20 protein-coding genes are annotated in these 24,967 nt (G+C 68.5%); 15 read left to right on the top strand and 5 right to left on the bottom strand.

Translation table 11 applies throughout. The features are described from left to right. Positions 1-167 precede the first annotated feature (167 nt). A complete protein-coding gene (locus AB0C30_RS17160) occupies positions 168-3,041 on the bottom strand; it encodes a hypothetical protein (RefSeq protein ID WP_357944324.1) in 2,874 nt (957 codons plus the stop codon). A gap of 274 nt (positions 3,042-3,315) precedes the next feature. Next, complete coding sequence (locus AB0C30_RS17155) at positions 3,316-4,317, bottom strand: type II CAAX endopeptidase family protein (protein WP_357944323.1); 1,002 nt, start codon at positions 4,315-4,317, stop codon at positions 3,316-3,318. 99 nt (positions 4,318-4,416) lie between these two features. Here AB0C30_RS17155 and AB0C30_RS17150 point away from each other — a divergent pair, with 99 nt between their 5' ends. Then, positions 4,417-5,148 (top strand): hypothetical protein, encoded by a 732-nt coding sequence (locus AB0C30_RS17150; RefSeq protein ID WP_357944320.1) that lies wholly within the window; start codon positions 4,417-4,419, stop codon positions 5,146-5,148. Further along, complete coding sequence (locus AB0C30_RS17145) at positions 5,145-5,687, top strand: DUF6529 family protein (protein WP_357944317.1); 543 nt, start codon at positions 5,145-5,147, stop codon at positions 5,685-5,687. The genes AB0C30_RS17150 and AB0C30_RS17145 overlap by 4 nt, the downstream gene beginning before the upstream one ends. A gap of 14 nt (positions 5,688-5,701) precedes the next feature. Here the strand turns inward: AB0C30_RS17145 and AB0C30_RS17140 are convergent, their stop codons facing one another. Next, positions 5,702-6,640 carry a CoA ester lyase gene (locus AB0C30_RS17140; RefSeq protein WP_357944315.1) on the bottom strand — a complete coding sequence of 313 codons (939 nt, stop codon included), beginning with the start codon at positions 6,638-6,640 and terminating at the stop codon, positions 5,702-5,704. Positions 6,641-6,934: 294 nt separating this feature from the next. Here AB0C30_RS17140 and AB0C30_RS17135 point away from each other — a divergent pair, with 294 nt between their 5' ends. The 4 genes from AB0C30_RS17135 (at position 6,935) to AB0C30_RS17120 (ending at position 9,321) form a co-directional block, all read left to right on the top strand. Next, positions 6,935-7,225, top strand: coding sequence for a DUF6247 family protein (locus tag AB0C30_RS17135; RefSeq protein ID WP_357944311.1), 291 nt, complete (start codon positions 6,935-6,937; stop codon positions 7,223-7,225). A gap of 20 nt (positions 7,226-7,245) precedes the next feature. Beyond that, positions 7,246-7,467 carry a hypothetical protein gene (locus AB0C30_RS17130; protein WP_357944308.1) on the top strand — a complete coding sequence of 74 codons (222 nt, stop codon included), beginning with the start codon at positions 7,246-7,248 and terminating at the stop codon, positions 7,465-7,467. Between the two features lie 858 nt (positions 7,468-8,325). After that, positions 8,326-8,733, top strand: coding sequence for a RidA family protein (locus AB0C30_RS17125; protein WP_357944306.1), 408 nt, complete (start codon positions 8,326-8,328; stop codon positions 8,731-8,733). Between the two features lie 222 nt (positions 8,734-8,955). Beyond that, the gene (locus tag AB0C30_RS17120) at positions 8,956-9,321 is read left to right on the top strand and encodes a hypothetical protein (protein ID WP_357944304.1); all 366 of its coding nucleotides are present in this window, start codon (positions 8,956-8,958) and stop codon (positions 9,319-9,321) included. Between the two features lie 50 nt (positions 9,322-9,371). On the opposite strand, the gene AB0C30_RS17115 is transcribed toward AB0C30_RS17120, so the two are convergent. Next, complete coding sequence (locus tag AB0C30_RS17115) at positions 9,372-10,358, bottom strand: EamA family transporter (RefSeq protein ID WP_357944302.1); 987 nt, start codon at positions 10,356-10,358, stop codon at positions 9,372-9,374. Positions 10,359-10,429: 71 nt separating this feature from the next. Here AB0C30_RS17115 and AB0C30_RS17110 point away from each other — a divergent pair, with 71 nt between their 5' ends. Both AB0C30_RS17110 and AB0C30_RS17105 read left to right on the top strand, forming a co-directional pair. Further along, a complete protein-coding gene (locus AB0C30_RS17110) occupies positions 10,430-11,641 on the top strand; it encodes a CBS domain-containing protein (protein WP_357944299.1) in 1,212 nt (403 codons plus the stop codon). Further along, entirely contained in the window at positions 11,631-12,119 is a 489-nt protein-coding gene (locus AB0C30_RS17105) for a DUF1003 domain-containing protein (protein ID WP_357944296.1), read from the top strand. Before AB0C30_RS17110 ends, AB0C30_RS17105 begins: the two co-directional genes overlap by 11 nt. A gap of 56 nt (positions 12,120-12,175) precedes the next feature. Here AB0C30_RS17105 and AB0C30_RS17100 read toward each other — a convergent pair whose 3' ends face one another. Continuing rightward, entirely contained in the window at positions 12,176-12,679 is a 504-nt protein-coding gene (locus AB0C30_RS17100; protein WP_357944294.1) for a MarR family transcriptional regulator, read from the bottom strand. A 158-nt stretch (positions 12,680-12,837) separates the two neighbouring features. Here AB0C30_RS17100 and AB0C30_RS17095 point away from each other — a divergent pair, with 158 nt between their 5' ends. From AB0C30_RS17095 to AB0C30_RS17065, 7 genes are all read left to right on the top strand, one after another. Then, positions 12,838-13,974, top strand: coding sequence for an Mrp/NBP35 family ATP-binding protein (locus tag AB0C30_RS17095; protein WP_357944292.1), 1,137 nt, complete (start codon positions 12,838-12,840; stop codon positions 13,972-13,974). Between the two features lie 104 nt (positions 13,975-14,078). After that, the gene (locus AB0C30_RS17090) at positions 14,079-14,564 is read left to right on the top strand and encodes a SigE family RNA polymerase sigma factor (protein ID WP_357944289.1); all 486 of its coding nucleotides are present in this window, start codon (positions 14,079-14,081) and stop codon (positions 14,562-14,564) included. Next, positions 14,561-15,739: a hypothetical protein gene (locus AB0C30_RS17085; protein ID WP_357944287.1), complete on the top strand. Its 1,179-nt coding sequence runs from the start codon at positions 14,561-14,563 to the stop codon at positions 15,737-15,739. The genes AB0C30_RS17090 and AB0C30_RS17085 overlap by 4 nt, the downstream gene beginning before the upstream one ends. Positions 15,740-15,902: 163 nt before the next feature. Next, a complete protein-coding gene (locus AB0C30_RS17080; RefSeq protein WP_357944285.1) occupies positions 15,903-16,835 on the top strand; it encodes a sulfotransferase domain-containing protein in 933 nt (310 codons plus the stop codon). 45 nt (positions 16,836-16,880) lie between these two features. Further along, positions 16,881-18,083: a peptidogalycan biosysnthesis protein gene (locus AB0C30_RS17075; protein ID WP_357944282.1), complete on the top strand. Its 1,203-nt coding sequence runs from the start codon at positions 16,881-16,883 to the stop codon at positions 18,081-18,083. A gap of 51 nt (positions 18,084-18,134) precedes the next feature. Continuing rightward, positions 18,135-19,928 (top strand): AMP-binding protein, encoded by a 1,794-nt coding sequence (locus AB0C30_RS17070; protein WP_357944280.1) that lies wholly within the window; start codon positions 18,135-18,137, stop codon positions 19,926-19,928. 59 nt (positions 19,929-19,987) lie between these two features. After that, on the top strand, positions 19,988-24,967 hold the full coding sequence (locus AB0C30_RS17065) for an SDR family NAD(P)-dependent oxidoreductase (RefSeq protein ID WP_357944278.1): 4,980 nt from the start codon (positions 19,988-19,990) through the stop codon (positions 24,965-24,967).

Raw genomic sequence — 24,967 nt, 5'->3', positions numbered from 1 at the left:
GACAAGCAGCACACGCTGTCGGCTTCGGCCGTGCCTGAACATCCAACTCACCCGCCCACCACCTAGCGCGGCACCGCCCCCGAAGGAGGAGTCGCCACGGTCCACCTTCGCCACTGATCCCAGCGTCGTGCGCTCAATCACCTGGCGTCCCCTTCTCGCTCGGCACTTCAGCGGTCAGACGAAAGAGAAGAGGTCCAGAGGATCATGTGATCGGCGTTGTAGGTCGTCGAACGGCCCAATGCCACCACCTCCGATCCCATCACCGTCACCGCCGCCAGCCACTGCATCCCCACCCCCGCCAGCCGCCCCTTCGTCAGGTCCACCCGGTTCCACGTCAAACCATCCTCAGACAGCCAGACCGCGCTGTCCCCCTCTCCCGGTGTGCCGTGCCAGCCGACCGCCACCAGCCCCTGGTCGGCCGCCGCGAGGTCGTACACGGCCGCCGCCTGGTCGGCCGGCAGCCAGGCCGTACGCCAGGTCGTACCGTCGTCTTCCGAGACCGCGGCGAAGGCGCGGCGCGAGCCGGGTGTCTGGGCTGTTCCGATGGCGATGAGCTTGTCCTGGTACGCCACCACCTCCCGCAGTCCGGCGGAGCTGGCCTCCGGTGGCGAGACGCGGTCACGGGACTTCCAGTTGACGCCGTCCTCCGAGAACCAGACCACGGCGCTCTCCCGGTCGCCGCTGCCCGAGCCGCCTATGGCGACATATCCGGATGGTGTGGCGGCCACGTCGTACACGCGCACACCGGAGCCCCCCTGCGGCAGCTTCTTCGACCGGGTGAACTTGCGCAGGTCTGGCGTGAACCAGAGCGCGGCGCCCGGAATGCCCGCCGCGTTCCGGTCCTCGCCGGCGAGCACATAGCCCGACTCGCCGGCGGCCACGACGTGGAGGGCCAGGTACGGATGGTCCTGGGTACGGGCCAGGTCACCGGAGGCCGTCACCTTCTTCCAGGTGCGGCCGTCCTCGGAGGACACCAGGAGCGGGTCGGTGACCGATGTGTCCGCCTGGGTGCTGCCGACGGCCAGCCAGCCGCGGCGGCCGTGGGCGACGTCGTCGAGGGTCTGCTGGTTCGCCCCGCCGAGGCTCATGGAGGTCCAGGACTGCCAGTTCAGGCTGGTCCAGATGCCGGCGTCGCCGGAGGCCGAGCCGACCGCGACGTACCGGCCGTCGAAACCGGCCAGGCGGTTGGTCTGGCGGGCGATCCGTGACAGGCCGTCGACGCCGGCCAGCCGTACGCGCGTCGCGTCGCCGCGCGGGGGCGCGGTCATGAGGACGAGCTGGTTCTCGACGTCCGCCGTGGCCTGGTCGCCGCCCGCGAACAGGGTGCCCGAGTCGGAGATCGTGAAGCCGCGCAGCGTGGCGCCCGGCAGGTTGCGGAGGTCGGTCCGCTTGGCCCAGCCGCGCCCGTCGGCGCTGGTCAGGATGGAGTACTTGCCGAGGTCCGCCTGGCTGACCGCGGCGATCCCCGACGGGTAGCTGATCAGTGAGTCGATGCCGGGGCTCGTACCGCTCAGGCCGCGGATCGAGCCGCACTGCGCCCACTGCGCGCCGGTCGGTGAGCAGTAGACGCGCACGTCGCCGGTGATCGTTCGCTGCCTGGTGGGGACGAGGACGAACTGCTTGGGCAGTACGGCCAGCGACGACCCGGTCCGCGCCTCGGGCAACTGGAACCCGGTGGCCTGGTACGTGGCGCCGCCGTCGCTCGACCGGACGACCCTTGAGCCGTCGCCCGGGGCGGACTCGGCGATGGCCACGACGGTGTTCCCCTTGGCCACGACCGCCTTGAGCTCGCGTACGTCCAGCCCGCCCATGTTCACGCGCTCCCATGCGCGCCCGTCCGGCGACTGCCAGGCCGCGGGTCCCGTCGCGCCGCCGGTGAGCGTCGTACGGCCGACCGCCACGAACCCCGACGACGTCCGGGCGATACCGGAGATCAGGTCACCGTTCCTGAACGCGGACAGACCGCTCTGCTCCACGGCCGCCCAGGTGAACCCGTCGGTGCTGGTCCACAGGCCGCGCTCGGCGCCCACCCCGTCGCCGCCGCTGGCCAGCCAGCGCCCGTCTCCGCCCACGACCCGCTGGACCGTCGCTGTGGTCGCCCCGTTGACCTGGCCGAGCTGCCACGTCTTCCCGCTGTCCGGCGAGAACAGGAACAGCGGCCGCGGCGTCGGGCTCGTCGTGTCACTGCCGACGGCCACCACGGCACGGCCCACGGAGGTCATGTCGTTGAGCTTCTGATCGGAGCCGTCACCGGCCGACGGCACCGTGAACAGCTCGTCGCCCGAACGTTCCGTGCCCTCGGACAGCGCCAGTCCGGGCTTGTCGGAGGAGCGCCACTGCCACACGAGCACACCGCCCGCCACGAGCAGCACCAGCGCCAGGAGTATGGCCGTCGGCGCGGCCAGGCTGCGCCTCCGTACCGGACTCGACCGGCGGACCGCCGACGGGGCGGGGCCGCGGTGGTGCCTGCCGCTGGAGCCGCCGGGACGCGGCGGGCCCGACGCGACAAGGCGGTCCGGTCTGGTGGGGCGGCCGGCGGGCGGGCGTCCGACGCGCCGCACCTCGGGCTCGTGAAGGTCCTCGGGGGCGTCTTCCGGATCCTCCGGCGTGCCGTACTGGGGCTCATCCTCGTGCTGCGGCTGGTCCTCTGTCTCGAACCAGGATCGGGGTGCGGCCTCGGGGGGCTCATCCTCGGTCCGGGGCTCGGGCTCAGTCCGGGGTGGGCCGCCGGCCACGAGCTTGTCGGGGTGGTTCACGACCCGGCGGCGGCGCGGCTCCGTCTCGGGTTCCGCGGTCGGGGAGCTGTACGGCCGGCGCCCCTTCGGCGGGTCCGGAGGCTCGTCCCCAGGGACGGGGGAGGAGAACGGCGGCATACCCCACGGTGAGGCCGCAGGCAGGCCACGAGCCCGATCATCGGTGGGGCCCGGCGGAGAGTGCCGGATCCGCGGCTCGTTGGCGGCATGGGGGTCGGCGGCTCTCTCGGGCCGCGGGTCGTCATCACCCGGCGGTCGCCGTGGCGGGTCGCTGGGGCCGGAGGCCACGCGTCGCACCTCCTAGTACGTACTGATCGAACTGAGCGAACGACCCGGTAGAGAGAGGTATGCCAGATCGTTCCAGGGCCGCCTGTCCACGTTTATGCGCTTATTTCGTTTTTCATGTCACTGCGGCGTGAAATATCGCACATGAGGGCTAGTTACCCTGTCTCGCCGAGATGATCACCTCCGGAATCCTCGCCCACCCACTGGATCCAGAGCAACACGACTGAGCCCGAATGGCGAGACCTCTCTAGCGAGATTCCTGGCACCAGCTAGCTATTTATCCCGAAAGATCGCTAACTGACCGTTTTTTGGCCAGGTACAGTACCCCCACCGCGTACGCCCCCAACTGCACCACGGTCCCCACCAACGCCTGCCAGGGCACGTCCCCCTGCTGCAGCGCCTTGTCCAGATGCCCGGCGGCCGCGCTGATCCCGAACGCCAGCATGTTGTTCGCCACGTGCAGGGCGATCGGGGCCTCCAGCCCTCCGGTCCGTACCGCCAGCCACGCCATGAGGGCGCCGAAGCCGAAGACGTCGATGAGCCCGATCCACGAATACCCGTGCAGGGACGCGAACAGCGCCGAACCCAGCACGATCCCCCATACCGGGCTCCGCAGATGGGCTCCGAACGCCTGCATGACCCAGCCGCGGAAGATGTACTCCTCGGTGGCGGCCTGGAACGGCACCAGCAGCACGATCACGATCAGCGCGGGAAGGAACGCGCTCCACCCGGCCCAGCCGAACATGTCCGTGACCGGCTCCCTGGTCACCGTCATCATGGCGAGCTGGGCGACCTGCCCCAGCGCCAGGGCTATGACCGCCACTCCCAGGCAGCGCAGCAGCCACCCCCACCGCAACCGCCCGGCGACCGAGGAGAGCGACCCGGGCCGCCGCCGCTGGATCAGCGCGACCGTACCGAACACCGCCGGGAGCACGGCCGCGATCGAGAGCAGCAGCACCACCAGCGAGAACACCGGATCGCCGAACAGCTCTTCAGGCGTCAGCGACGCGGGGATGCCGAGGATCATCGCCAGCACCGCGCCGACGCCTATGACCACCGCACCGATGACGAAGAACGCGACGCCCACCAGGATCGTCCCGACGATCTCCCGCCAGGCACCGCGGTCACCGACTCGGGCCAGGTAGTCGTATCGCGCGCCCCTGGGCGTCGGCCGGAACCACGGCTCCCGCGCGGGCATGGGCGGCGGCTGGTGAGGGTAGGCCGGCCGGCCCGGCGGCTGCGTCCCGTACGGAAGCTGGGGTCCAGGATTTTCCTGCATCTCTACATTCTGTCTGGGAGATGAGCATTAGTTCACAGACGATCCGTTAGTTTGAGCGGATGCTCGGTGGAGTAAGCATTTCGACCCTGGGAGCAGTTCATGTCAAGGCTGGGACCTGTCATCACCCTGACAGCGGGCGCCGCGCTCGCCGTCGGGCTGGGTGTCGCCAGCATCACCGCGACACCGGCGGCGAACACAACGGTTGCCGCCACCTCCAACGAACCCCCCGCGACCGAGACCGCCGCCGCGGCTGAACCTTCGGCGGAACCCGCCGCCACCGCCGCCACCGTTACCCCCGAACCCACCGAAACCGCCGAAGCCGCCCCGAAGACCATCGACAAGGCGGACTACGGAGGCTACGTACGCGGCAACGGCGGCTTGATCGCCATCTCCACGCGCGACGGCAAGACCATCGGCTACTTCTGTGACGGCAAGTCCGAGGCCTGGTTCAAGGGCAACGAAAAGGACGGCAAGATCACCCTGCGGGGCTTCGGCGCCGCGGCCGTCGGCGGCACGCTCGGCGGCGGCAAGGCCACCGGCTGGCTGAAGATCGGCGGCAAGAAGTGGACCTTCGCCGCGAACACCGTCGTCAAACCCTCCGGCCTCTACCGGGCGACCGCCCAGGTAAGGGGCGCCAAGCTACGAGCCGGCTGGATCGTACTGAAGCGCCCGCAAGGCGGCTTCACGCAGGTCGGCGCCGCGTTCGTGGACGAGAAGCAGCTGCAGATCCCGCAGCTGAACGCCTACCAGCCGACCGCGCCGGTGCCGCTCGACGACAACACCACCCTCTACCCGAAGGACGTCGACGGCTTCATTCAGGAGATGCAATGAGCGTCACCTCGCACCGGCCGACCAGCTTCCACCCCCTGTCCGTCCCGCTGCTGATCGGCGGAATGGTGGCGATCGCCCTCGGCGTCTTCGGGCGCATCCACGCCCCCACCGGCTTCGCGGTCGGCCCCGCCGGCTTCTCCGCCGCGCTGCCGATGAAGGCGTGGCTGACGACGGGCGCGTTCGTGCTCGCCGCCGTCCAGGTCATCTCCGCCCTGTCGATGTGGGGCAAGCTCGGGGTCTCCATTCCGCCGGGCGTACATCGCTGGTCGGGCCGGCTGGCCTTCCTGCTGACCATCCCCGTCGCCTTCCACTGCCTGTACGCCCTGGGGCTGCAGTACGACGTGCCCAGGGTGCTCGCGCACTCGCTGCTCGGCTGCTTCTTCTACGGGCTGTTCACGGCCAAGATGCTGGCCCTGCCGAAGCGGGGCACGCCCGGCTGGACGCTGCCCGTGATCGGCGGGCTCGCGTTCACGGCACTGGTCGGGCTCTGGCTCACGTCGTCGTTCTGGTTCTTCACCACGATCGGCTTCAAGGTCTGACAGCTGTTACGACCCTAGCTCTCCGGGCTGAACGTCTTCGTACGGCTCAGCCCGGCAGCCCGCCCCTTGGCCACCACGACGAGCGCCATCTTGCGCGAGGCCTCGTCGATCATCTCGTCCCCCAGCATGACCGCGCCGCGCTTCTCCACCGTCGTGTAGTAGTCGTACGCCTCCAGGATGAGCTCGGCGTGGTCGTAGTCCTCCTGCGTCGGCGAGAACACCTCATTGGCCGCCTCCACCTGCGACGGATGGAGCACCCACTTCCCGTCGAACCCGAGCGCCGCGGCCCGCCTGGCCACCCGCTTGAACCCCTCGACGTCCCTGATCTGCAGGTACGGCCCATCGACCACCTGCAGATCGTGCATCCGCGCGGCCATCAGCAGGCGCATCAGGATGTAGTGGTACGCATCGCCCTCGGTATAACCCGGCGGCTGCTCCCCCACGACCATCGTGCGCATGTTCACCGACGCCATGAAGTCGGCCGGCCCGAACACCAGCGCCTCCAGCCGCCTGGACGCCCCCGCGATGGCGTCCACGTTGACCAGCCCGCGCGCGTTCTCGATCTGCGCCTCGATCCCGATCCGCCCGACCCCCAGCCCCATCGTCTTCTCGATCTGGGTGAGCAGCGTGTCGAGCCAGACGACCTCGGTCGAGTCCTGCACCTTGGGCAGGATCAGGCAGTCGAGATTGTCCCCCGCACCCTCCACCACCTCGATCACGTCACGGTAGGTCCACTGCGTCGACAGATCATTAACGCGTACGACCCGCGTCTTCCCCGTCCAGTCCCCCTCCCGCAACGCGGTCACGACGTTCTTGCGAGCCTCATCCTTGACCAGGGGCGCGACAGAATCCTCCAGATCGAGGAACACCTCGTCGACCGGCAGAGTCTGGGCCTTCTCCAGAAACCTCGGGTTACTACCGGGGACGGCGAGAACAGATCGACGTGAGCGCATGCGCACACGCTAGCCCCCTCGCCACCGCCCCTTCGCACCCCCACCCACCACGCCCCCCACAGTGAGACTTGAAGGGCAGGAGTTGCCCGGGCTCCGGAGCCCGCCATGTCCTTCGAAAGGCGGCATGCGCGTGCAGCGGGTGGACGAACACGAAGCCGTGTCCGGTGGAGGTGGTATAGGGACTTCTGCTGCGGCATGGCGCAACAGGCGATGGCACTCTGTCACCAAGGGCTCCCCGTTACGGCCGACCGGGAAATCAACACACTCCGAGAAGGAGGCGCCTAGACTGCGGGTATGACCGCTGAGCCACTGCATGAGATCGGGGATGACCCTGCGGAGATCTTGCGTCTCCTGCCGGAGAGGTGGCACGAGCAGTTCCTCAGTGACTATCACACCGCCTTGGACGCAGCCCACGAGGTGTGGCGCTTCAAGCAGCTTCAAGAGCTTTTGCATGTCTGGCGGTTGCATGCGATCGCGGTCTCCAACCCTGATTTCGACCACGCCGAACGGGCAGTGCGTGAGGGACGGACCGATGAGTTCGTTTCGATGGACATGGCGTTCCCAGGCTGGGCCGACCGTCGGTGAACTATCGCGTGGAGCTCCACGTGGCAGCACTGGCCCAGATGAAAGGGTTGCCGAGCAAGGCGTTCGACGCGCTCCTCGCCAGAACCGTGGATCTGGTCGAGAAGCCGTGGGATGCCCGCATGGTGTACGCGGATCAGCCTGAGTATCGACAGACGACCTTCGGCGACTTCGGCATCATGTACTTCAAGGTCGACGAGGCCGCCGAGTTGATCTGGATCTTCAACGTGACCTGGACGGGCTGATAGCGGCAGCAATGTCAGTCCGGCGGCCGGCCGTATGCGCGGGCTCGATCTATGTTGGACGGCCGCGCGCGAAGACCTGAATGACAAACTGAGTGACAACGGCCATGGACGACCGGGGATCACCATGGCGGCATGTGTCTCACGTAGACACTCACCCCGCCTTTACGTCATCTAGCTTCATAAATGACTTCCTGAATGACCGAGGGTGCTCGTGGGTGTTCGGGACGGATGCCTTACGGATCACACCCGACCCTCGAAGACCCCCCAACTGTCCTGCGAGCTCGGGACCGGCTCCTGCCGTACCAGGCTCGGCGTGATCAGGCGACTTGTCGATGAGTCGACCGCAGAGCCCACTGTCTGTAACGATCAGTTGGGGGGAGGAGATGGCGCGGCGGGTGAGATCCGATGGCCAGGCCGCGCTTGATGATAAAGATCAATTCCAGGAGATCCAGATAGCGGCGCGGCGCTCAAGCTCGCCAGCATGCTTCTGCCCGCTTGCCGAGCGCCGTTCACGACAACGACCCGCGTGTCCGCCAGCGCTTCGAGTGCCATTGCCTCGCCGCCTCGCGGGAACAGAGAGGATCCATCACTCGCCGCACGTTACCGCAGTTGAATGCGGTTGTGTGGGCAGTCTGCCGGAAGATCGGTGGGCGTTCTGCCGGAAGATCCGTGGGCGTTCTGCCGCTAGGCGTGGGCGTTCTGCCCGAGAGTCGGTGGGCTCCCTGAGCGAGGTGGCGGCTCGCGCCACCGGCTTCCCGCCCCGGTCGGGCGAGGAGGCGGTAGTACCCTTCAGGACCTTCGAGAGACGCTGACATAAACCAGATGATCCGCCGACCCCGGAGCCGCCACAATCTCCGCATGACGATCACCCGCCTGAACCCCGACGAACTGCACAAGACTCCCGGCTACAGCCACATCACCGTGGTCGAGGCCGGGCGGACAGCGTTCCTGGCCGGACAGTGTCCGCTGGATGTGACCGGCGCCCTGGTCGGCGAAGGAGATCTGGACGCCCAGGTGGACCAGGTCGTCGCCAACGCCCTGACCGCGCTCGCGGCCGTGAACGCACGACCGGAGCAGGTGGTCCGCTCGGTCATCTATGTGGTGGTGAGCCAGGACACCACCGCGCTCGGCGGAGTATGGCAGCGTCTGCTCGACTCACCCCTCGCCGCCGCCTTCACCACCGCGAGCACGCTGCTGGGGGTTGCCCAGCTCGGCTTCGCCGGCCAACTCGTCGAGCTCGACCTGACCGCCGCCCTCGGCGCGTAAGGCCGTGGCCGCGGACCTGTGCAATGAGGGGCGCGACCGCTCTCGACAGCCGAAGTACGGGCCGCGCATCAGCGTGGAGGTGCGACCTGCGGGCGATGCTGAAGAGGCGCGGCATCTCTGGCGATCAGCTGGACAAAGACGTTAAGGCGCTGGTGCGGCTGCGGATGCGTCATGCCTTGATCGGCGCCGCCGAAGCGCCTACCGCCCCGGTACAGTCGAGGCGTGAGCGACATATCCGCGGCCATCGAAGAGGGCGCGAAGAAGTCCGGCGTCCTCTGGCTCACCCTCGATCGCCCGCGCCTGGCCTGGCATGCCTGGCACGACGGTGCCATCTACCTCGTCACGGGCGGCGGCGAGCAGCAGTTGCCGGGCATCGAGGGGCTTGACACCATCCAGGTCATCCTGCGCAGCAAGGACAACGGCGCCAGGCTGGCCGACTTCGAGGCCGAGGTGCGGGTGGTGGATCAGGCCGCGGAGCCCGAGGCCGTCGCCGCGCTGGCCAAGGAGCGGCTCAACGCCCCCGACAGCGAGCACCTGACCGACCGCTGGGCGCGCGAGTCGACCGTACTGAAGCTCACACGCCGCTGACCGATCTAAACCCACACGGCTCTAAACCCACAGCGCTGGCCGACCGAAACTCACACCACGCTGACCGGCTGCTCGAGGTCGTCCGGGCTGGGCTTCGTATTGAGTTCCGGCCGTTGTTCGGTGGCGGTCTGGGCGAGCAGGGCGCCGGTGAGGACGATCAGGCCGCCCACGATCTGGAACACGCCCAGCGTCTCCCCCACCAGCGCCCACGCCACCACCGCGCCGCCGATGACCTCCAGTGAGGCCACCGTGGCGCCCACCGCCGCCGTCAGTCTGCGGACCGCGTTCACGCCCAGGATGTACGCGACGACCGTGGCGATCAGGACCATCCACAGGTACGCCCCGAGCACCGGCAAGGTGTGCGCGCCCGCCGAGGGGGTGACGGTACGGGTGAAGGCGTCCCACGGGATGTTCCACGGGCGGGCGAAGGGCACCAGGATCACGGCCGACCCGATCAGGCCCCAGCCGATCAGGCCGAGGGGGTCCACGTCGTCGCCGAAGCTGTCGCTCATCAGGAAGTAGCCCGCGCAGCAGGCTCCGGCGAGCAGGCCGAGGAGCAGGCCCAGGGCGTCGAGTCGCAGGCCCTGCCAGGCCTCCACGACGATCGCGAGGCCGGCCACGGCGGTTATGGCGCCGACGAAGGCCGCGCGGGCCAGCCGTACCCGGCGGACGAAACGTACCCAGAGCACCACCATCACCGGCGCCATGAACTCCAGCAGCAACGCGATCCCCACCGGCAGCCGCGTGATGGCCACGAAGTACAGTGACTGAACCGCGGCCACCGCCACGATCGCGTACATGGCGAAGAACGGCAGCCGTGACCGCGGGATCCGCAGGGCGCGCGGCTTGACCAGGGCCAATACGACCACCATGAGCACGCCGGCGCCCGCCATGCGCGTCCAGACCGCCTCGATCGGGGCCAGTCCGGCGGCGATCAGGTACTTGGCCATCGGGCCCGAGAACGCGAAACAGCACGAGGACACGAAAGCCAGCGCGAGCCCTGGGTACTTCACGATCAACCCCAACTTCGTAATCACCGTAATCGACTTTTGATACTGACATGTCAGGCGTCCGGAGCGCAATGGAGGGGCACTGTTAGCCTGCTGACGTGAAGATCTTCGTGGCCCGCCTGGCGGGGACCCCGGTCTTCGACCCCGCGGGCGATCAGATCGGCCGCATCAGAGATGTCGTGGTCGGGCCGCACGACGGCAATCCGCCGAGCGTGCATGGCATGGTGGTCGAGATCCAGCCGCGGCGCCGGGTCTTCCTGCCCATCACCAGGGTGCGCGGCATCGAAGCGGGCGCGGTGGTCTTCACGGGCCGGCTGAACATGCGCAGGTTCGAGCAGCGTGACACCGAGACGCTGGTCATCGCCCAGATGCTCGACCTCACCGTGCAACTCGACGGCGAGCCGGTCACCGTCTACGACGTGGCGATGGAGGAGACCAAGCCGTCGTTCTGGCAGATCACCAAGGTGGCCGTCTACCGGGGCCGGCGGCGGCGCGAGACGAGGATCGTCGACTGGAGCGAGGTGTCGGGGTTCGGTGTCCTGCAGAAGGACCAGGGAGCCGCCGGGCTGATCGCCGCCTTCGAGTCGATGCGGGCCGCCGACCTGGCCAGCGCCCTGCACGACCTGCCGGACAAGCGCCGGATCGAGATCGCCCGCGCCCTGGACGACGACCGCCTCGCCGACACCCTGCAGGAACTGCCGCCCAACGACCAGATCGCCATCGTGCGGTCACTGGAGGTGGAGCGGGCGGCCGACGTACTGGAGGCGATGGACCCCGACGACGCCGCCGACCTGCTGCACGACCTGCCCAGCGAGCAGGCCACCCAGCTGCTCGCGCTGATGGAGCCCCAGGAGGCGGCGCCCGTACGGCGGCTGCTCACCTACGCCGACGACACCGCGGGCGGCATGATGACCAGCGAGCCGGTGATCCTGCCGCCCACCGCCTCGGTCGCCGAGGCGCTGGCCCACATGCGGCAGAAGGATCTGGCGCCCGCCGTCGCGGCGCAGGTCTATGTGACCAGGCCGCCCACCGAGACGCCGACGGGCGCCTACCTGGGAATGGCCCACTTCCAGCGGCTGCTGCGCGAACCGCCCTCCACGCTGCTCGGCTCGGCCATCGACCCTTCGGTCGACCCGATCAGGCCGGAGCTGACCGTGTACGAGGTCGCCTCCTACCTGGCGAACTACAACCTGCTGGCGGCGCCGGTCGTGAACGAGCTGGGCAGGCTCGTCGGCGCGGTGACGGTCGACGACGTACTCGACCACATGCTTCCCAAGGACTGGCGCGAGAGGGCACACCGTGACGACTGAACGCCTCGACCAGCCACGCGCGCTGCGCCGCTCGCTGCGCCCGCACTACGACCCCGAGGCGTTCGGCCGCCTGTCGGAGCAGATCGCCCGCTTCCTCGGTACGGCCAGGTTCCTCGTCTACATGACGGCGTTCGTCGCGGTCTGGGTGACCTGGAACGTTCTGGCGCCCGCCGGCCTGCGGTTCGACCCCTATCCGTTCATCTTCCTCACGCTCATCCTGTCCCTGCAGGCGTCGTACGCCGCGCCGCTGATCCTGCTGGCCCAGAACCGGCAGGACGACAGGGACCGCGTCCAGTACGAGCAGGACCGGGCGGCGGCCGACCGCAACCAGGCCGACGTCGAATATCTGACCCGCGAGATCGCCGGGCTCCGGCTGGCGATCAGCGAGGTGGCCACCCGGGACTATCTCCGCTCGGAGCTCCAGCGATTGGCGGAGGAGCTCAACTCGAGATCCGGCAATGAGCGCGGCGGCGCTTAAGGAGCGGCAGCGCTCAGGGAGCGGCGGTGAGTCCGCGAAGAACGGGTGGCGGCCGCTCAGGGAGCGGCGGTGATGGGCAGTTTGGCGAGCATCTCGCGGACCAGGCGGATCTCGCCGGCCCCCAGCAGGTCGAGGAACTCGGATCTGATTCCGCGCAGGTAAGTGGGGGTGGCCTCGGTCAGCCGGGCCGCGCCACGGTCCGTCAGCACCGCGAACAGCCCCCGCGCGTCGCTCGCGCACGCCTCGCGCGCCACCAGGCCGTCACGCTGGAGCCGGTCGATGAGCCTGGTCAGGCCGCTGCGGGAGAGCAGCACCCGGCCGGCCAGGTCGTTCATCCGCAGTCGCCGGTCCGGCGCCTCGGCCAGCTGCGTCAGCACGTCGTAGGAGGCCAGCGGCAGGCCGTGGGCCACGAGCAGCTCGGCCTCCAGATGGCGGGTGATGTGCACCTGAGCTCGCTGCAGCATCCGCCAGACCGCCAGCTCCTCGGCGGTGAGGCCAGTGAGGCCAGTGAGGCCGGTGGTGCGGCCGGTGGCGAGGCCCTCGTCACGCAGAAGAGTCACGGAGTAACCTTAGAACGTTGCACGGACACCTAAACAGCACGGATTATCCGCACGGGGTCCCTGGTTCATACGATGGAGGGGCATCCTCACCGGCGTGCAGCGCCAGGTCACACATATACGACTAAGGAGGGACGGCACTCCCTCGTGCCGAGACTTAGATGGCACCAACACAGGAACAGGTGACGGCCGCTCTAGCCACCGTCATCGACCCCGAGATCCGTCGCCCGATCACCGATCTCGGTATGGTCAAGAGCATCGACATCGGTGCCGACGGTGTCGTTCGCGTGGGTGTCTACCTCACCGTGGCCGGATGTCCGATGAAGGACACGATCCGTCGCGACGTCGCCACTTCGGTGACCAAACTCGAGGGTGTCACGGGCGTCGAGATCGAGCTCGACGTGATGAGCACCGAGCAGCGCAAGAAGCTCCAGACCACCTTGCGCGGCGATCGAGGCCCCGAGAAGGAGATCCCCTTCAACCAGCCGGGCTCGCTGACCCGTGTCTTCGCGGTGGCCAGCGGCAAGGGCGGGGTCGGCAAGTCGTCCGTCACCGTCAACCTGGCCGCTTCCATGGCCGCCAACGGGCTCAAGGTCGGCATCGTCGACGCCGACATCTACGGCCACAGCGTCCCGCGCATGCTCGGCGCCTCGGAGCGCCCCACCAAGGTCGAAGACATGATCATGCCGCCGGTGGCGCATGACATCAAGGTCATCTCAGTGGGCATGTTCAAGCCGGAGGGCAACAGCGCGGTGGTCTGGCGCGGGCCGATGCTCGACCGCGCGCTCCACCAGTTCCTCGCCGACGTCTACTGGGGCGACCTCGACGTCCTGCTGCTCGACCTGCCGCCGGGCACCGGTGACATCGCCATCTCGGTGGCACAGCGGCTGCCGTCGGCCGAACTCCTCGTGGTCACCACCCCGCAGATGGCCGCCGCCGAGGTGGCCGAGCGGGCGGGCTCGATCGCCGCGCAGACGCACCAGCAGATCGCCGGCGTCATCGAGAACATGGCCTGGCTGCCGTGTCCGCACTGCGACGAGCGCATCTCGGTCTTCGGCGAGGGTGGCGGCCAGACGGTGGCCGACGCTCTGACCCGGACGCTGGGGACTCGGGTGCCTCTTCTGGGCCAGGTGCCCATCGACCTGCGCCTCCGCGAGGGCGGGGACGAGGGCAAGCCGCTGGTCCTGACGGACCCCGATTCTCCGGCCGCGGCCGAGCTCCGCACGATCGCCGCCGGGCTGAGCAAGCGTTCCAGCAGCCTGAAGGGCCTCCAGCTGGGCCTGTCCCCCAACCGCTGACGTCCAACGTCCATAGGGGCCCGCTCCTCAGAGCGGGCCCCTTCGGCAACTGCTGATTTCGTAGAAGCCCCAACCGTTCATCCCCTCTCGGGCGTCTTGTCTATATGACGGATTCCGAGGCGTTCGAGGCCTTCGTCGCCGCCTGGCACCCGCGGCTGCTGCGTGCCGCCATCCTCATCAGCGGTGACAGGCATCTGGCCGAGGACGTACTCCAGGATGCCCTGATCAAGCTGGCGCGCCGCTGGTCGAAAGTACATACCGACCCGGTCAATTACGTGCGTACCACCCTGTACAGGGACGTGGCGTCCACGTGGCGGCGGCGACGGGAATTCGCCTACGGAGAGCCGCCCGAGCAGGCGGATCACGACACCTCGGAAGCGTCGGACCTGAAGGTGGTGTTCGCCCGCGCGCTGGCCAGGCTGCCGGTGAAACAGCGGGCGGTGCTGGTGCTGCGCTTCTACGAGGACCTGCCGGTCGGGGAGGTCGCGGCGATCCTCCGGGTCTCGTCCGGGACGGTCAAGAGCCAGACGCACGCGGCCCTGAAGCGGTTACGCGAGGTCGCTCCCGAGCTGGAAGAGGTGTTGATATGACCGACCAGGGGCTGCGGGAGCTGTTCAATGACCTGGCCGAGACTCTGCCTGAGGGGTCGTCCCGCGCGGGCGAGCTGTGGCGGCAGGGCACGCGGAGCCGTACTCGCCGCCGGTGGACGGTGCTCGCGGCGGCCGCGACGGTCACTGTGCTCGTCGTGGTGGGGATCGTCGTGTCTCCGGAGCCGGTCGAGCGCGGCGTCACCGTGTATCCCAGCGTCACGCCCACACCCACGCCCACGATCCCGCCGACTCCCCCCATGGACACGGCTCCGCCGCCCAGCGATGAGGCGGGGCTGCCCACGCTGGCGACCGCGCTGCCGGAGAGGTGGGCCGACATCCCCGTCGTGACCACCGTTTCCGGGCCCGTCCTGGCGCTGGCCGAGTTCGGCGACGGGCGGATCTACATCATGAAATCCGGCGGGCGGATCCCTCTCGATGTGAAGCTGGGCGATTCCGTGGACTCGGCCGGCAACGGCGGGACGCCGCTGAAGCCCAACTCGCTCGCCCCCGACGGGACGATGGCCGCCTTCCCGCAGAAGGACGAGGTGGTCGTCGTCGACCTCGTGATCGGCCAGGCCAGGCGCTACCCGGTGCCGGGGTTCAACGAGATGGTGCTCTGGCGCGGCGAGCAACTCCTCGTCGAGCAGGAGAAGGCGAACTACCTGCTCGACCTGGCCACGGGGAAGGCGCGGCGGCAGCCGTACAAGGGATTCACGGGTGTCGCGGGCTACCGCGACCTCAGGATCGTCTCGCCCGCCAAAGGCGGCTGGACGGTCATCCAGGAGGGCGGGTCGGAGGTGGCGCTGAACGTCCGGGACATCACCGACAAGGGCAGCATGCCCGTGGGCGTCCTGGGCAACCACGGATGGCAGCGCGGCGGCCTCGTCGCCAGGTCCGCGTTCGCCGACCACGACCGGGCGGAGGAAGCCGATGTGGCCGTCGTGGCCGACATCGCCACGGGACGGGTGGTCAGGACGCTGCTCCTGCCCTGGGGTGATTCTGCCGGCAGGAGTTGCGGGAAGGGCGGGTGCCCCGTGCGCGGCTGGATCGGCCAGGACACGGTGATCGTCGAGAGCGGGGACAGGCTGCTCGGCTGGAACATCGGCACCGGCGCCCTGTCACGCGTCGCCGACCTGCCTAAGAGTGTGACCGCCTATTCCCTGCGCAGCGGGTGAGCCGTCAGATAAATAGCACAGGTCTTACCAGGGGATTTGTTGTTGCTGGAATTCCCCTGCAGCCAGATCGGAAATGTCATCAATTTGCGCATTATTATCACTGAATGCACACAGGCAATCACATACCTTCCTTAACTCGCATAATGTGATTAAACTCACGTTGATGACGACGCATCCAGTCCGTTACCTCACACCGATGGAAGACAGCTCCCGGTGGGACGCGTTCGAATTCCGGCCCGGCGATATTGTCATTAATTCGCCGGCCAAATGCGGCACCACCTGGACCCAGACGATCTGCGCGCTCCTGATTTTCCAGACGCCGCAGCTACCCGCTCCACTGTCGAGCCTCTCACCGTGGATCGACATGCTCGTACGTCCGAAACAGGAGGTTTGGGACAACCTCGCCGCGCAGCAACACCGCCGTTTCATCAAAACCCACATTCCGCTCGACGGCATCCCGGTCGACCCGCAGGTCACCTACATCACGGTGGGGCGAGACCCGCGCGATGTGGCCATCTCCCTGCGTAGCCACGGCAAGAATCTCAAGCGTGACGTGATTCGTCGCTTGATCCATCAGGCCGCCCACCCCGGAAACGCGGCGACTGACGTTCAGGTCGACGATCATGACGAGAGGGACTTCCTCGACGAACGGGAGTACTTATTACGCTGGGTGGACAACGACGACTCGCCGTACGACAATCTCGACTCGCTGCGTGCGCTGATCTGGACGCAGAGCCGCGCATGGGTTCGCCGCGCGGAGCCGAATGTCATTCTGCTGCACTACGCCGACCTCTCCAATGATCTCGCCGGCCAGATGCGACGGCTCGCCGAACGGCTCGGCATCGAGATCGACGAGAGCAAGTGGCCGGAACTGGTCGAGGCCGCCACGTTCCAGCAGATGCGCAATCGCGCCGATGAACTCGCACCCGACGAGCAGTTGGGCTACATCCGCGATCACAAACGCTTTTTCCGCAGTGGTAAGTCGGGCCAATGGCAGCAGTTCCTCACCGATGAGGATCGAGCACACTACGACCGTCGGATAGCCGAGCTCGCGGAGCCAGACCTGCGCGAATGGCTCCATCACGGGGCCAGGTGACGGTATGACTGCCGGGTTTCGATGAAACATCAGGAAATTCCGGAAATGTCGCCAGAAGCGGCCGGGCTCGTGACGGTCGAGCGCGTGCCCTCGTTGAACGACGTCGCCGGGTGTGTGTGGGATGACGTCGCGGACCCGCGGGACATGTTCCAGAGTCGTGCGTGGCTGACGGCTCTTGAGCGATCCGGTGACGGGCCCATCATGTACCTGATCGCCCGACAATCTGGGCACCCGCGAATCGTCGGTGCCCTTCCCCTCTATGACTCGCTCCCCAGTCGTGGTGACTACCTGTACTGGCCGGAGCTCCACTTCCAAGACCTGCTGCACGCCGCGAGTTCGCTCGACGGCCGGCTGGGATTGCTGGCCGGTTCCTGCGCGGGATTCAGTACGCGGCTCATCGTGGACCGCACCCTGCCGACTTCGACCAGGACAATGGTCCTGCACGCACTTCGGGATGCCGCCCGCGCCGTCGCGGTCGAGCGCGGGCTTCCGTACACCTTCTTCTTGTTCCTCGACTCCGCCGCGTGGAGAAACCTCGCTCCGGTCGTCGGCGACGGAGACCATCACCGATTGGCGAGCGTCGCACAGACTGAGCTGGAGCTCCCCGGCGGGGACTTCGAGGATTACCTGGCGACGCTGCCACGGAACACCCGCACCAGCGTCCGCAGGGAGGTCGGGCTCTTCGCCAAGGACTGTGCGACCGAGACCGTACCTCTCCGTGAAGCCATCACGACCATCGCGCCGATGATCGTGAACGTGCGGGCCAAGTACGGGATGGCGTACAGCGTGGAGGCGGTCACGCGACGCCTGTCCGCGTACTCGTCCGCGCTGGGAGACGCCTCGTCGATGGCCGTGCTGTGCCGTGTGCGGGGTCGTCTCGTCGGTACTGGAGTCATGTGCCGCTGGCATGACCGGCTGTACGTGACCGACTTCGGGCGTCTCGACAACGACGATGACGGTGCGGCGCCGGACCCGTTCGTGTACTTCAACGCGGCGGTCTACGAACCCATCAAGTACGCCTATTCGATGGGGCTGTCGAGAGTCGTCACCGGCGCCGGGGCGGAGCTGGGCAAGGCCCGGCGTGGTTCGGCCGTGCTCCCGCTGATGCACCTGGCGTGGGCGGCGACCGGAGGTGGCACCGACGGCCAGATCGACACCACGCCGGCGGAGAACCGCAGGCGGCACTGGCGCGAACTACGCAGCGCTCACCCCAGGTACTTTCACTCGGCGTGGGATGAGCTGCTGTGAACGCAACATCGATCCGACGGGCTGGACGTCATGCCCGCGAGGGAGGTTAGCGTGAGCCGAGTGGACGAGCCGGCCGGCCCCGTCCGTGACACGACCAGAACGACGACCAGCACCACATCCAACACCGCGACCAACACCGCCACCAGCGCTGTCCCGCCGGGGCTTCTCGGACGGGTGCCTCGTGACCTGAGCAGGGTCGCCCTGGTTCACGAGGATCGTGGCATCACCTTCGGCGACGTCGCCGCGCTCAGCGAGGACATCAGCGGCGTCGTACGGGGTCACCATCTGAAGGGCCGCGTGGTGGGCGTACCGGCGGACCGGAGCCCGGAGTTCATCGCGCGGATCGTGGGGCTCTGGAGCGCGGGAGCCGTCCCGGCGATCCTGGGAGACTGGGGTGCCGAGCGGGTGCGTGGAGCATTGACGGCCACTGACGCCGTGGCGACCTTCGGACCGTCGTCCGCCCCGGCTGGCCTGGAACTCCTGGACGACGGTGTCCCGTCACCGGCGCGCCTCGATGGTTTCGACAGAGAGGACGAAGAGACCGAAGAGGACGTGGGAGGAGTCAGTCATATCCTCTTCACGTCCGGCACGACGGGCAGGCCCAAGGGCATTATCGTCGGACGAGCGGCCTTCGAGGCCGCCAGTGTGGCGTTCTTCAAGGAACTGCCCATGGACGAATCCGATCGGATCGCCTTTCTCAGCAGACCCGGCCACGATCCGAGCCTGCGGGAGCTCATCGCACCCTGGCTCACCGGTGCGACGTTGTTCATTCCCGACAGTCGCACGGCCGCGGATCCCCGGCTGCTGGCGGCCTGGCTCTCGAAGCATTCCATCACCGTGCTCCAGGGCTCGCCGGTCCTCCTCCAGCTCATGGCGGGCTCGTCGCGGCTTCCCGTCGACAGCCTGCGGCTGGTCTGCTCGGTGGGGGCCCGGCTCACGGCAGCGGCGCTGCGGTCGACGGCACGGTTCGCCCCACAGGCCACCATCGCCAACTGCTACGGCGCGTCGGAGACGCCGCAGGTCGTGTGCGTGCACCAGGTGCCGCCCGGTAAGGGGGTGGCGAGCGAGGACCCGGTTCCCATCGGACGCGCGCTCGACCATGCCGTGGTCAAGATCGTTCCCATCGACGCGTCCGACGGTGAGAGTACGGAAGGCCGACTGCACGTGGAAGCCGCCGCCTGCGCACTCGGCTACACGGACGGGACCCCGCTGCTGACTACCGGCCCTAACGGCCGCTGGTACGACACCGGCGACATCGTCCGTCGGCTACCGGACGGCTCGATGTGCTTCCTACGGCGGGCGGACCGGCAGGTCCAGGTCAACGGCACGCGGGTGGAGCTGGACGAGATCGAGGGCGCGGCCGCGCTGGTCGCCGGTGTCGCCGAAGCGGTGGCGACGTTCGTCGAAGACAGCAGCGGAGTCGGATCCGTACGCCTGACCGTCGTACGGAGCTCCACGACGGCGATCGACGGCGACGAGCTTCGTGCGGCGCTCCACGACCACCTGGACCCCGCGGTCGTGCCCTCGAGCATCGAGGTGCGTGACTCATCGCCGGACGAACCGGCGGTCGTGGACGCCGCGCAGGCTGAGGACCGGGCGGCGACGCTGTGGGAGGTGCTTCACGAGAGCGCGCGGTCCGCTCTCGGCCAAGGCCGGAGCGACGGCCGGATCGACCCTGACGACGGCTTCTTCGAGGCCGGCTTCACCTCGATGTCCCTCATGCGGTTCGTGTCGGAGGTCTCCGTACAGCTCGGAACGGAGATCTCTCCCCTGCTGGTCTTTCGCTATCCCACCCTGAATGCCTTTGCCAACTACCTGCGGGAGAACCTGGACGACGTGTCCTGACCCCGCGACGGCTCGCTCCTCGTATGGAGCGGCAGCAAGCGAATCGGAGGACGGACGATATGGGCAACCTCGTTGAGCCGATCGCGATCATCGGGATGGCCGGTCGTTTCCCGGGAGCGGTCGACACCCAGCGGCTCTGGCGGAACCTCGTGGCCGGCGAGGAGGCGGTGCGCTTCCCGTCCGAGGACGAGCTCCGGTCGAGCGGCGTTTCGCGGGACGCGCTGGACGACCAGGCATACGTGCGGGCGGTGGCCGAGCCTGAGGGCATCGACCTGTTCGACGCCGGGTTCTTCGGCCTGAACCGGCGTGAGGCCGAGGTGTGCGACCCGCAGCTCCGGCTGTACCTGGAGACCTCGCACGCCGCTGTCGAGAACGCCGGTTATGACGCCTTGAGGCTCGGTAGGGCAGGCGTGTTCTCGTCGGTCGCCGCGAACCGCTACGGGGTCGGCCGCGTCCTCGGAAACCTTGAGGCACTCCGGAGTGCCTCCGGCATGGCGGCCGGCATGTGGAACAACCCCGACAGCGCGTCCACGCTGGTCTCGTACAAGCTGAACTTGCACGGCCCCAGCATGACCGTGCAGACCGCGTGTTCGAGCTCCCTGGTGGCCGTACAGCTCGCCGTGAACGCGCTCCGGCTCCACGAGTGCGACGTCGCTCTGGCCGGCGGTGCCGACGTCGAGTTCCCGGTCGGTCACGGCTACTGGTGGGCCCAGGACGGCCCGCTGAGCCGGGACGGCCACTGTCGTCCCTTCGACGCGGCGGCCACCGGCACGATCTTCGGCAGCGGCGTCGGCGTCGTGGTGCTCAAGCGGCTCGCCGACGCCATGGCCGACGGCGATCGGATCACCGCGGTGATCCGGGCCGTGGCCGTCAACAACGACGGCGCGAACAAGGTCGGCTTCACCGCGCCCAGTGCCGATCGGCAGGCGGAGGTCGTGCTGAGAGCCATGGAGCTCGCCGGCGTGGGTCCCGAGGACATCGGGTACGTGGAGGCACACGCCACCGCGACTCGGCTGGGTGATGCCATCGAGATCGCGGCGCTGAGAAAGGCGTTCAGCGCTCGGGCGACGTCGGGACTCGCGCCCGGGCGGTGTCCCATCGGATCGATCAAGGGAAATGTGGGCCACCTGGGTCACGCGTCAGGGATCACGTCGCTGATCAAGGCGGCGCTGTCGCTCGATCATGAGCAGATCCCCGCGAGCGTCAACTTCGCGGAGGTGAACCCGTTCCTCGAGCTCGGGAACTCACCGTTCTTCGTCAACGACACGCTGCGGCCCTGGCCTCGATCGGCCGGCCGGCGACGCCTGGCGGGGGTCAGCTCGTTCGGCATCGGTGGCACGAACGCGCACGCGATCCTCGAAGAGGCGCCGACCCGTACGGTCGACCCGGCTCCGGAGCCCACGCAGCTGATCGTGTGGTCGGGACGGACGCCGTCCGCGGCCGAGGCGTACCCGGAGCAGCTTGCCCAATCTTTCAAGGAGAGCGCGGACCCGCTCTCCAGCGTCTCGTTCACGCTGCGGCAGGGGCGCACGCCGCACCCGGTGCGAGGCGCTGTGGTGGTCGAGAGCATGTCCGACGCGGCCAATGCCGTGCGTGACCACGGGCGGCGAATCGTCACCCCGGAGGAGCAGGCAGACCGAAGCACCGTGTTCCTGTTCCCGGGCGAAGGGGCGCAGCACGCCCACATGGCGGCGGAGCTCTATCGCACCGAACCAGCGTTCAGTGAGGCACTCGACGAGTGCTTCGCTCTCTTCGATGCCTGCGGCCTGCCCCAGCGGCAGGTCTGGGAGCGGGCGCCGGAAGAGCCGTCGCTCTTCAGCGTCGAGTACGCGCTGGGACGGCTGTGGCTGGCGCTGGGCATCGAGCCGGACGCGCTGCTCGGCCACGGCATCGGGGAGTTCGCGGCCGCGACGCTCGCCGAGGTGTTCACCCTCCCGGAAGCGGTACGGCTGGTGAGCGCCCGAGCCCGAGCGTTGGGCGAGTCACCCGGAGGCGCGCGTCCGGCCTTCGACGGTATCGAGTTACGTCGTCCTCGGTGGAAGCTCTACTCCGCGTCCACAGGCGGCCTGGTGAGCGGCGTGGACTTCTGGAGCCGGCAGCTCACCCAACCCGCCCTGTTCAAGCAGGCGCTTGAGGCCGTGTTGTCCGACGGTGACCGGGTGCTGGTGGAGGTGGGCCCCGGGCGGACGCTCACCACCCTGGCGCGCTCACATCCTCAGGTACGCGCCAAGCGGCATTTGACGGTGCCGACGCTCCCGAGCGGGCCGTCCAAGGGTGCCACCGAACGCGCCTCGTTCCTTCACGCGCTGGCCCGGCTGTGGACCCTGGGCGCTGATGTGGACTGGTCGGCGCTGGCCGCGACGGGTGAACGCGTACCTCTGCCGGGCTACCCGTACCAGCGCGAGCGGTACTGGATCGAGTCTCCGAGCGGCCCCGCGCCCGTCCACGAGGCGCGGGAACCAGCGGGCCGTGCGGTGTTCCGTCTGCCCACGTGGGTGGAGGCCGAGTCGGCCGGGCACACCGACGTCTGGGACCGGCCACTGGTATTCCTGCCCGACGACGCGCGACGAGCCGCCGAGCTGGTCGCCCTGCTCGGCAAGGCTGGGTGGGATGACGCGTTGCTGGTACGGCACGGTGCCTCCTATTCGGGAGCTCGGGGCTCGGAGTTCGTGATCCGTCCCCGCCACGAAGCGGACGTCGTCCGGCTGCTGGACGAGCTGAGAGACTCGCAGCGATACCCGGAGCTCATCATCGACGCGACGCAGCTCGGCGGCGGCCTGGCCGAACCCGACCTGAGCGACATCGACGCCCAGCTCGACACCGGTTTCCAGCGGATCGTCGAGCTGCTGCAGGAAGCGGCGCGACGGGCGCCCGACAAGCGCGCTCGCGACGTCCTGGTCGTCACCGAGCTGTCCGCGGACGTGACGGGCGGCGAGACCGTGCACCCGGTGCGAGCCATGCTGCTCGGACTTCTGCGGAGCTACATCCTTGAGAACCCCCGCGCCATGTGCAAGCTCATCGACATCCAGGGCGGCGTGACCGACGAGCGGCTGGTCGCGGAGCTGTGCGGCCGGAAGCGATCCGAGATCGTCGCCCTGCGGGGGGATCGCCGTTGGGTGCCCGGTGAGCGGGAGTTCGTCCCTGACGGTGCGGGCCCTGTCGACCTGCGTCACAGGGGTGCCTACGTCATCACCGGCGGGCTGGGCGGCCTCGGTCTGGCCGTGGCGCGTGGCCTGGCGGACACCGGTCTGCAACCACGGTTGCTGCTGCTGGGCCGCCATGTGACAGACGGACACGACGCCGAGCTCGCCGAGATCCGGGCTCTCGGCGCCGAGTGCCGCGTCGAGGCATGCGACGTGACCGACGTGGACGCGCTGCGGCGGGTGATCGACCAGGCGTCGGACTCCTTCGGGGGGATCAACGGCGTCTTCCATCTGGCCGGCGTGGCGGGAGGGGGCATGCTCCAGTTCCGGACGCGGGAGCAGGTGTCGCGAACGCTCGCGCCAAAGGTCCACGGTACGTTGGCGCTGGTCGAGGTGCTGCAAGGCCGGGCGGACCTCGACTTCTTCGTGGCCTTCTCCAGCCGCGCGGCGCTCAGGGGCTTGGTCGGCGGCGCCGACTACGCCGCGGCGAACGCCTTCCTCGATGCGGTGGTACGCCGGCAGCCCTTGGCAGGCTGCGCCTCGATGACCATCAACTGGCCCTCGTGGGCCGAGGTCGGTATGGCTGCCCGTCAAGGGCGGCCACCGCAAGACGCGCCATCGGATGTGCGCTGGTGGTCGACCCCGCTGTCGGCCGAGAACTATCCGATCCTGGACGAACACCGTATGGACGGCGTACCGGTACTGCCGGGCACGGCCCAGGTCGACTTCGTCCTGCGCGCCTTCCACGAGGCGATCGATCGCCCGAACGGGCGGCCCGCGCAGCTGCGCCACATGGTCTTCCGGAAGCCGATCACCACCCCGGAGCCCGTGTCACTCGAGGTCGGCTTCGAACCGCACGAGGACCTCTGGCGATTCACCGTTCGCACCGCGCCGCTCTCCCCCGACTCCCTTGACGGCTACCGCGTCCACACGACGGGGGAGATCCTGCTGGTGGACGCCGGGGCGGACACGGTGGACCTGGACGGGCTGCGCGCGTCGCTGCCCGAGCGGCGGATACCCGTGAACGACGCTGAGAACCGGCTGTTCACCATCGGGCCGCGATGGCCGGGAGAGGAGATCTGGACCTCGGGAGAGGACATCAGCACGAAGCTCGCCGTACTCACCTTTCCCGAGGCGTTCGGCCATGAGCTCGACGAGCACGCGCTGCATCCCACCCTTCTGGACGCGGCGGTGTCGCTGGCGCGGGATCCTGACCTTGAGCCTCCGCACGCGCCCTTCGCGTACCAGTCGATCGTGGTGCACCGGCCGATACCGGGGCTCGCCTACAGCCATATCCGCCGACGCCCGAGCGGTTCGGACACGATCGTGGCGGACATCGACGTACTGACGGCCGGCGGTGACGTCGCCGTCGAGGTCAGGGGCTTCACGATGCGCCGCGTCGACGAATCCATGGTCGCCTCCGAGACTTCTCGTGAAGAGCGAGGCGCCGATGCCCCGTCGTCGCCCGACGACGGGATCACGCCCGCGACCGGGGTCGGCATGCTGCTGCGCCTCCTGGGTCGGCCCAGCCACAGGCAAGTGGCGATCACCATGTCGGGGGAAGACTCGGTCCTGAAGAACTCCCCCGAGGACATGCCAGACGCCGCCGAACAACCGACGGCCATGGCACGTGCGCCCGAGCGGGTCTCGGATGGAGCGCCATCGGACGAGGTGTCGCTCGAGGCTCGGCTGACGGAGATGTGGTGCGCCGAATTCGGTGTGGAGTCGGTCCGCCCCGACGAGGACTTCTTCGAGCTGGGCGGCGACTCCTTCGCCGCGGTGGGTCTGGTCGAGGAGATCCGCAGGGCGTTCAGCGTGGACGTCGGCATCGCGGTGATCTTCGACCACCCGACAGTGGCCGAGCTGGCCGCCGAACTGCACCGGCTGACGTCATAG

The sequence above is a fragment of the Nonomuraea sp. NPDC048901 genome (assembly GCF_040649695.1).
In the GTDB taxonomy this organism is placed as follows: Bacteria; Actinomycetota; Actinomycetes; order Streptosporangiales; family Streptosporangiaceae; genus Nonomuraea.
Note: the sequence above shows the minus strand (reverse complement) of the source record. Positions and strands in the feature narration are given on the sequence as shown.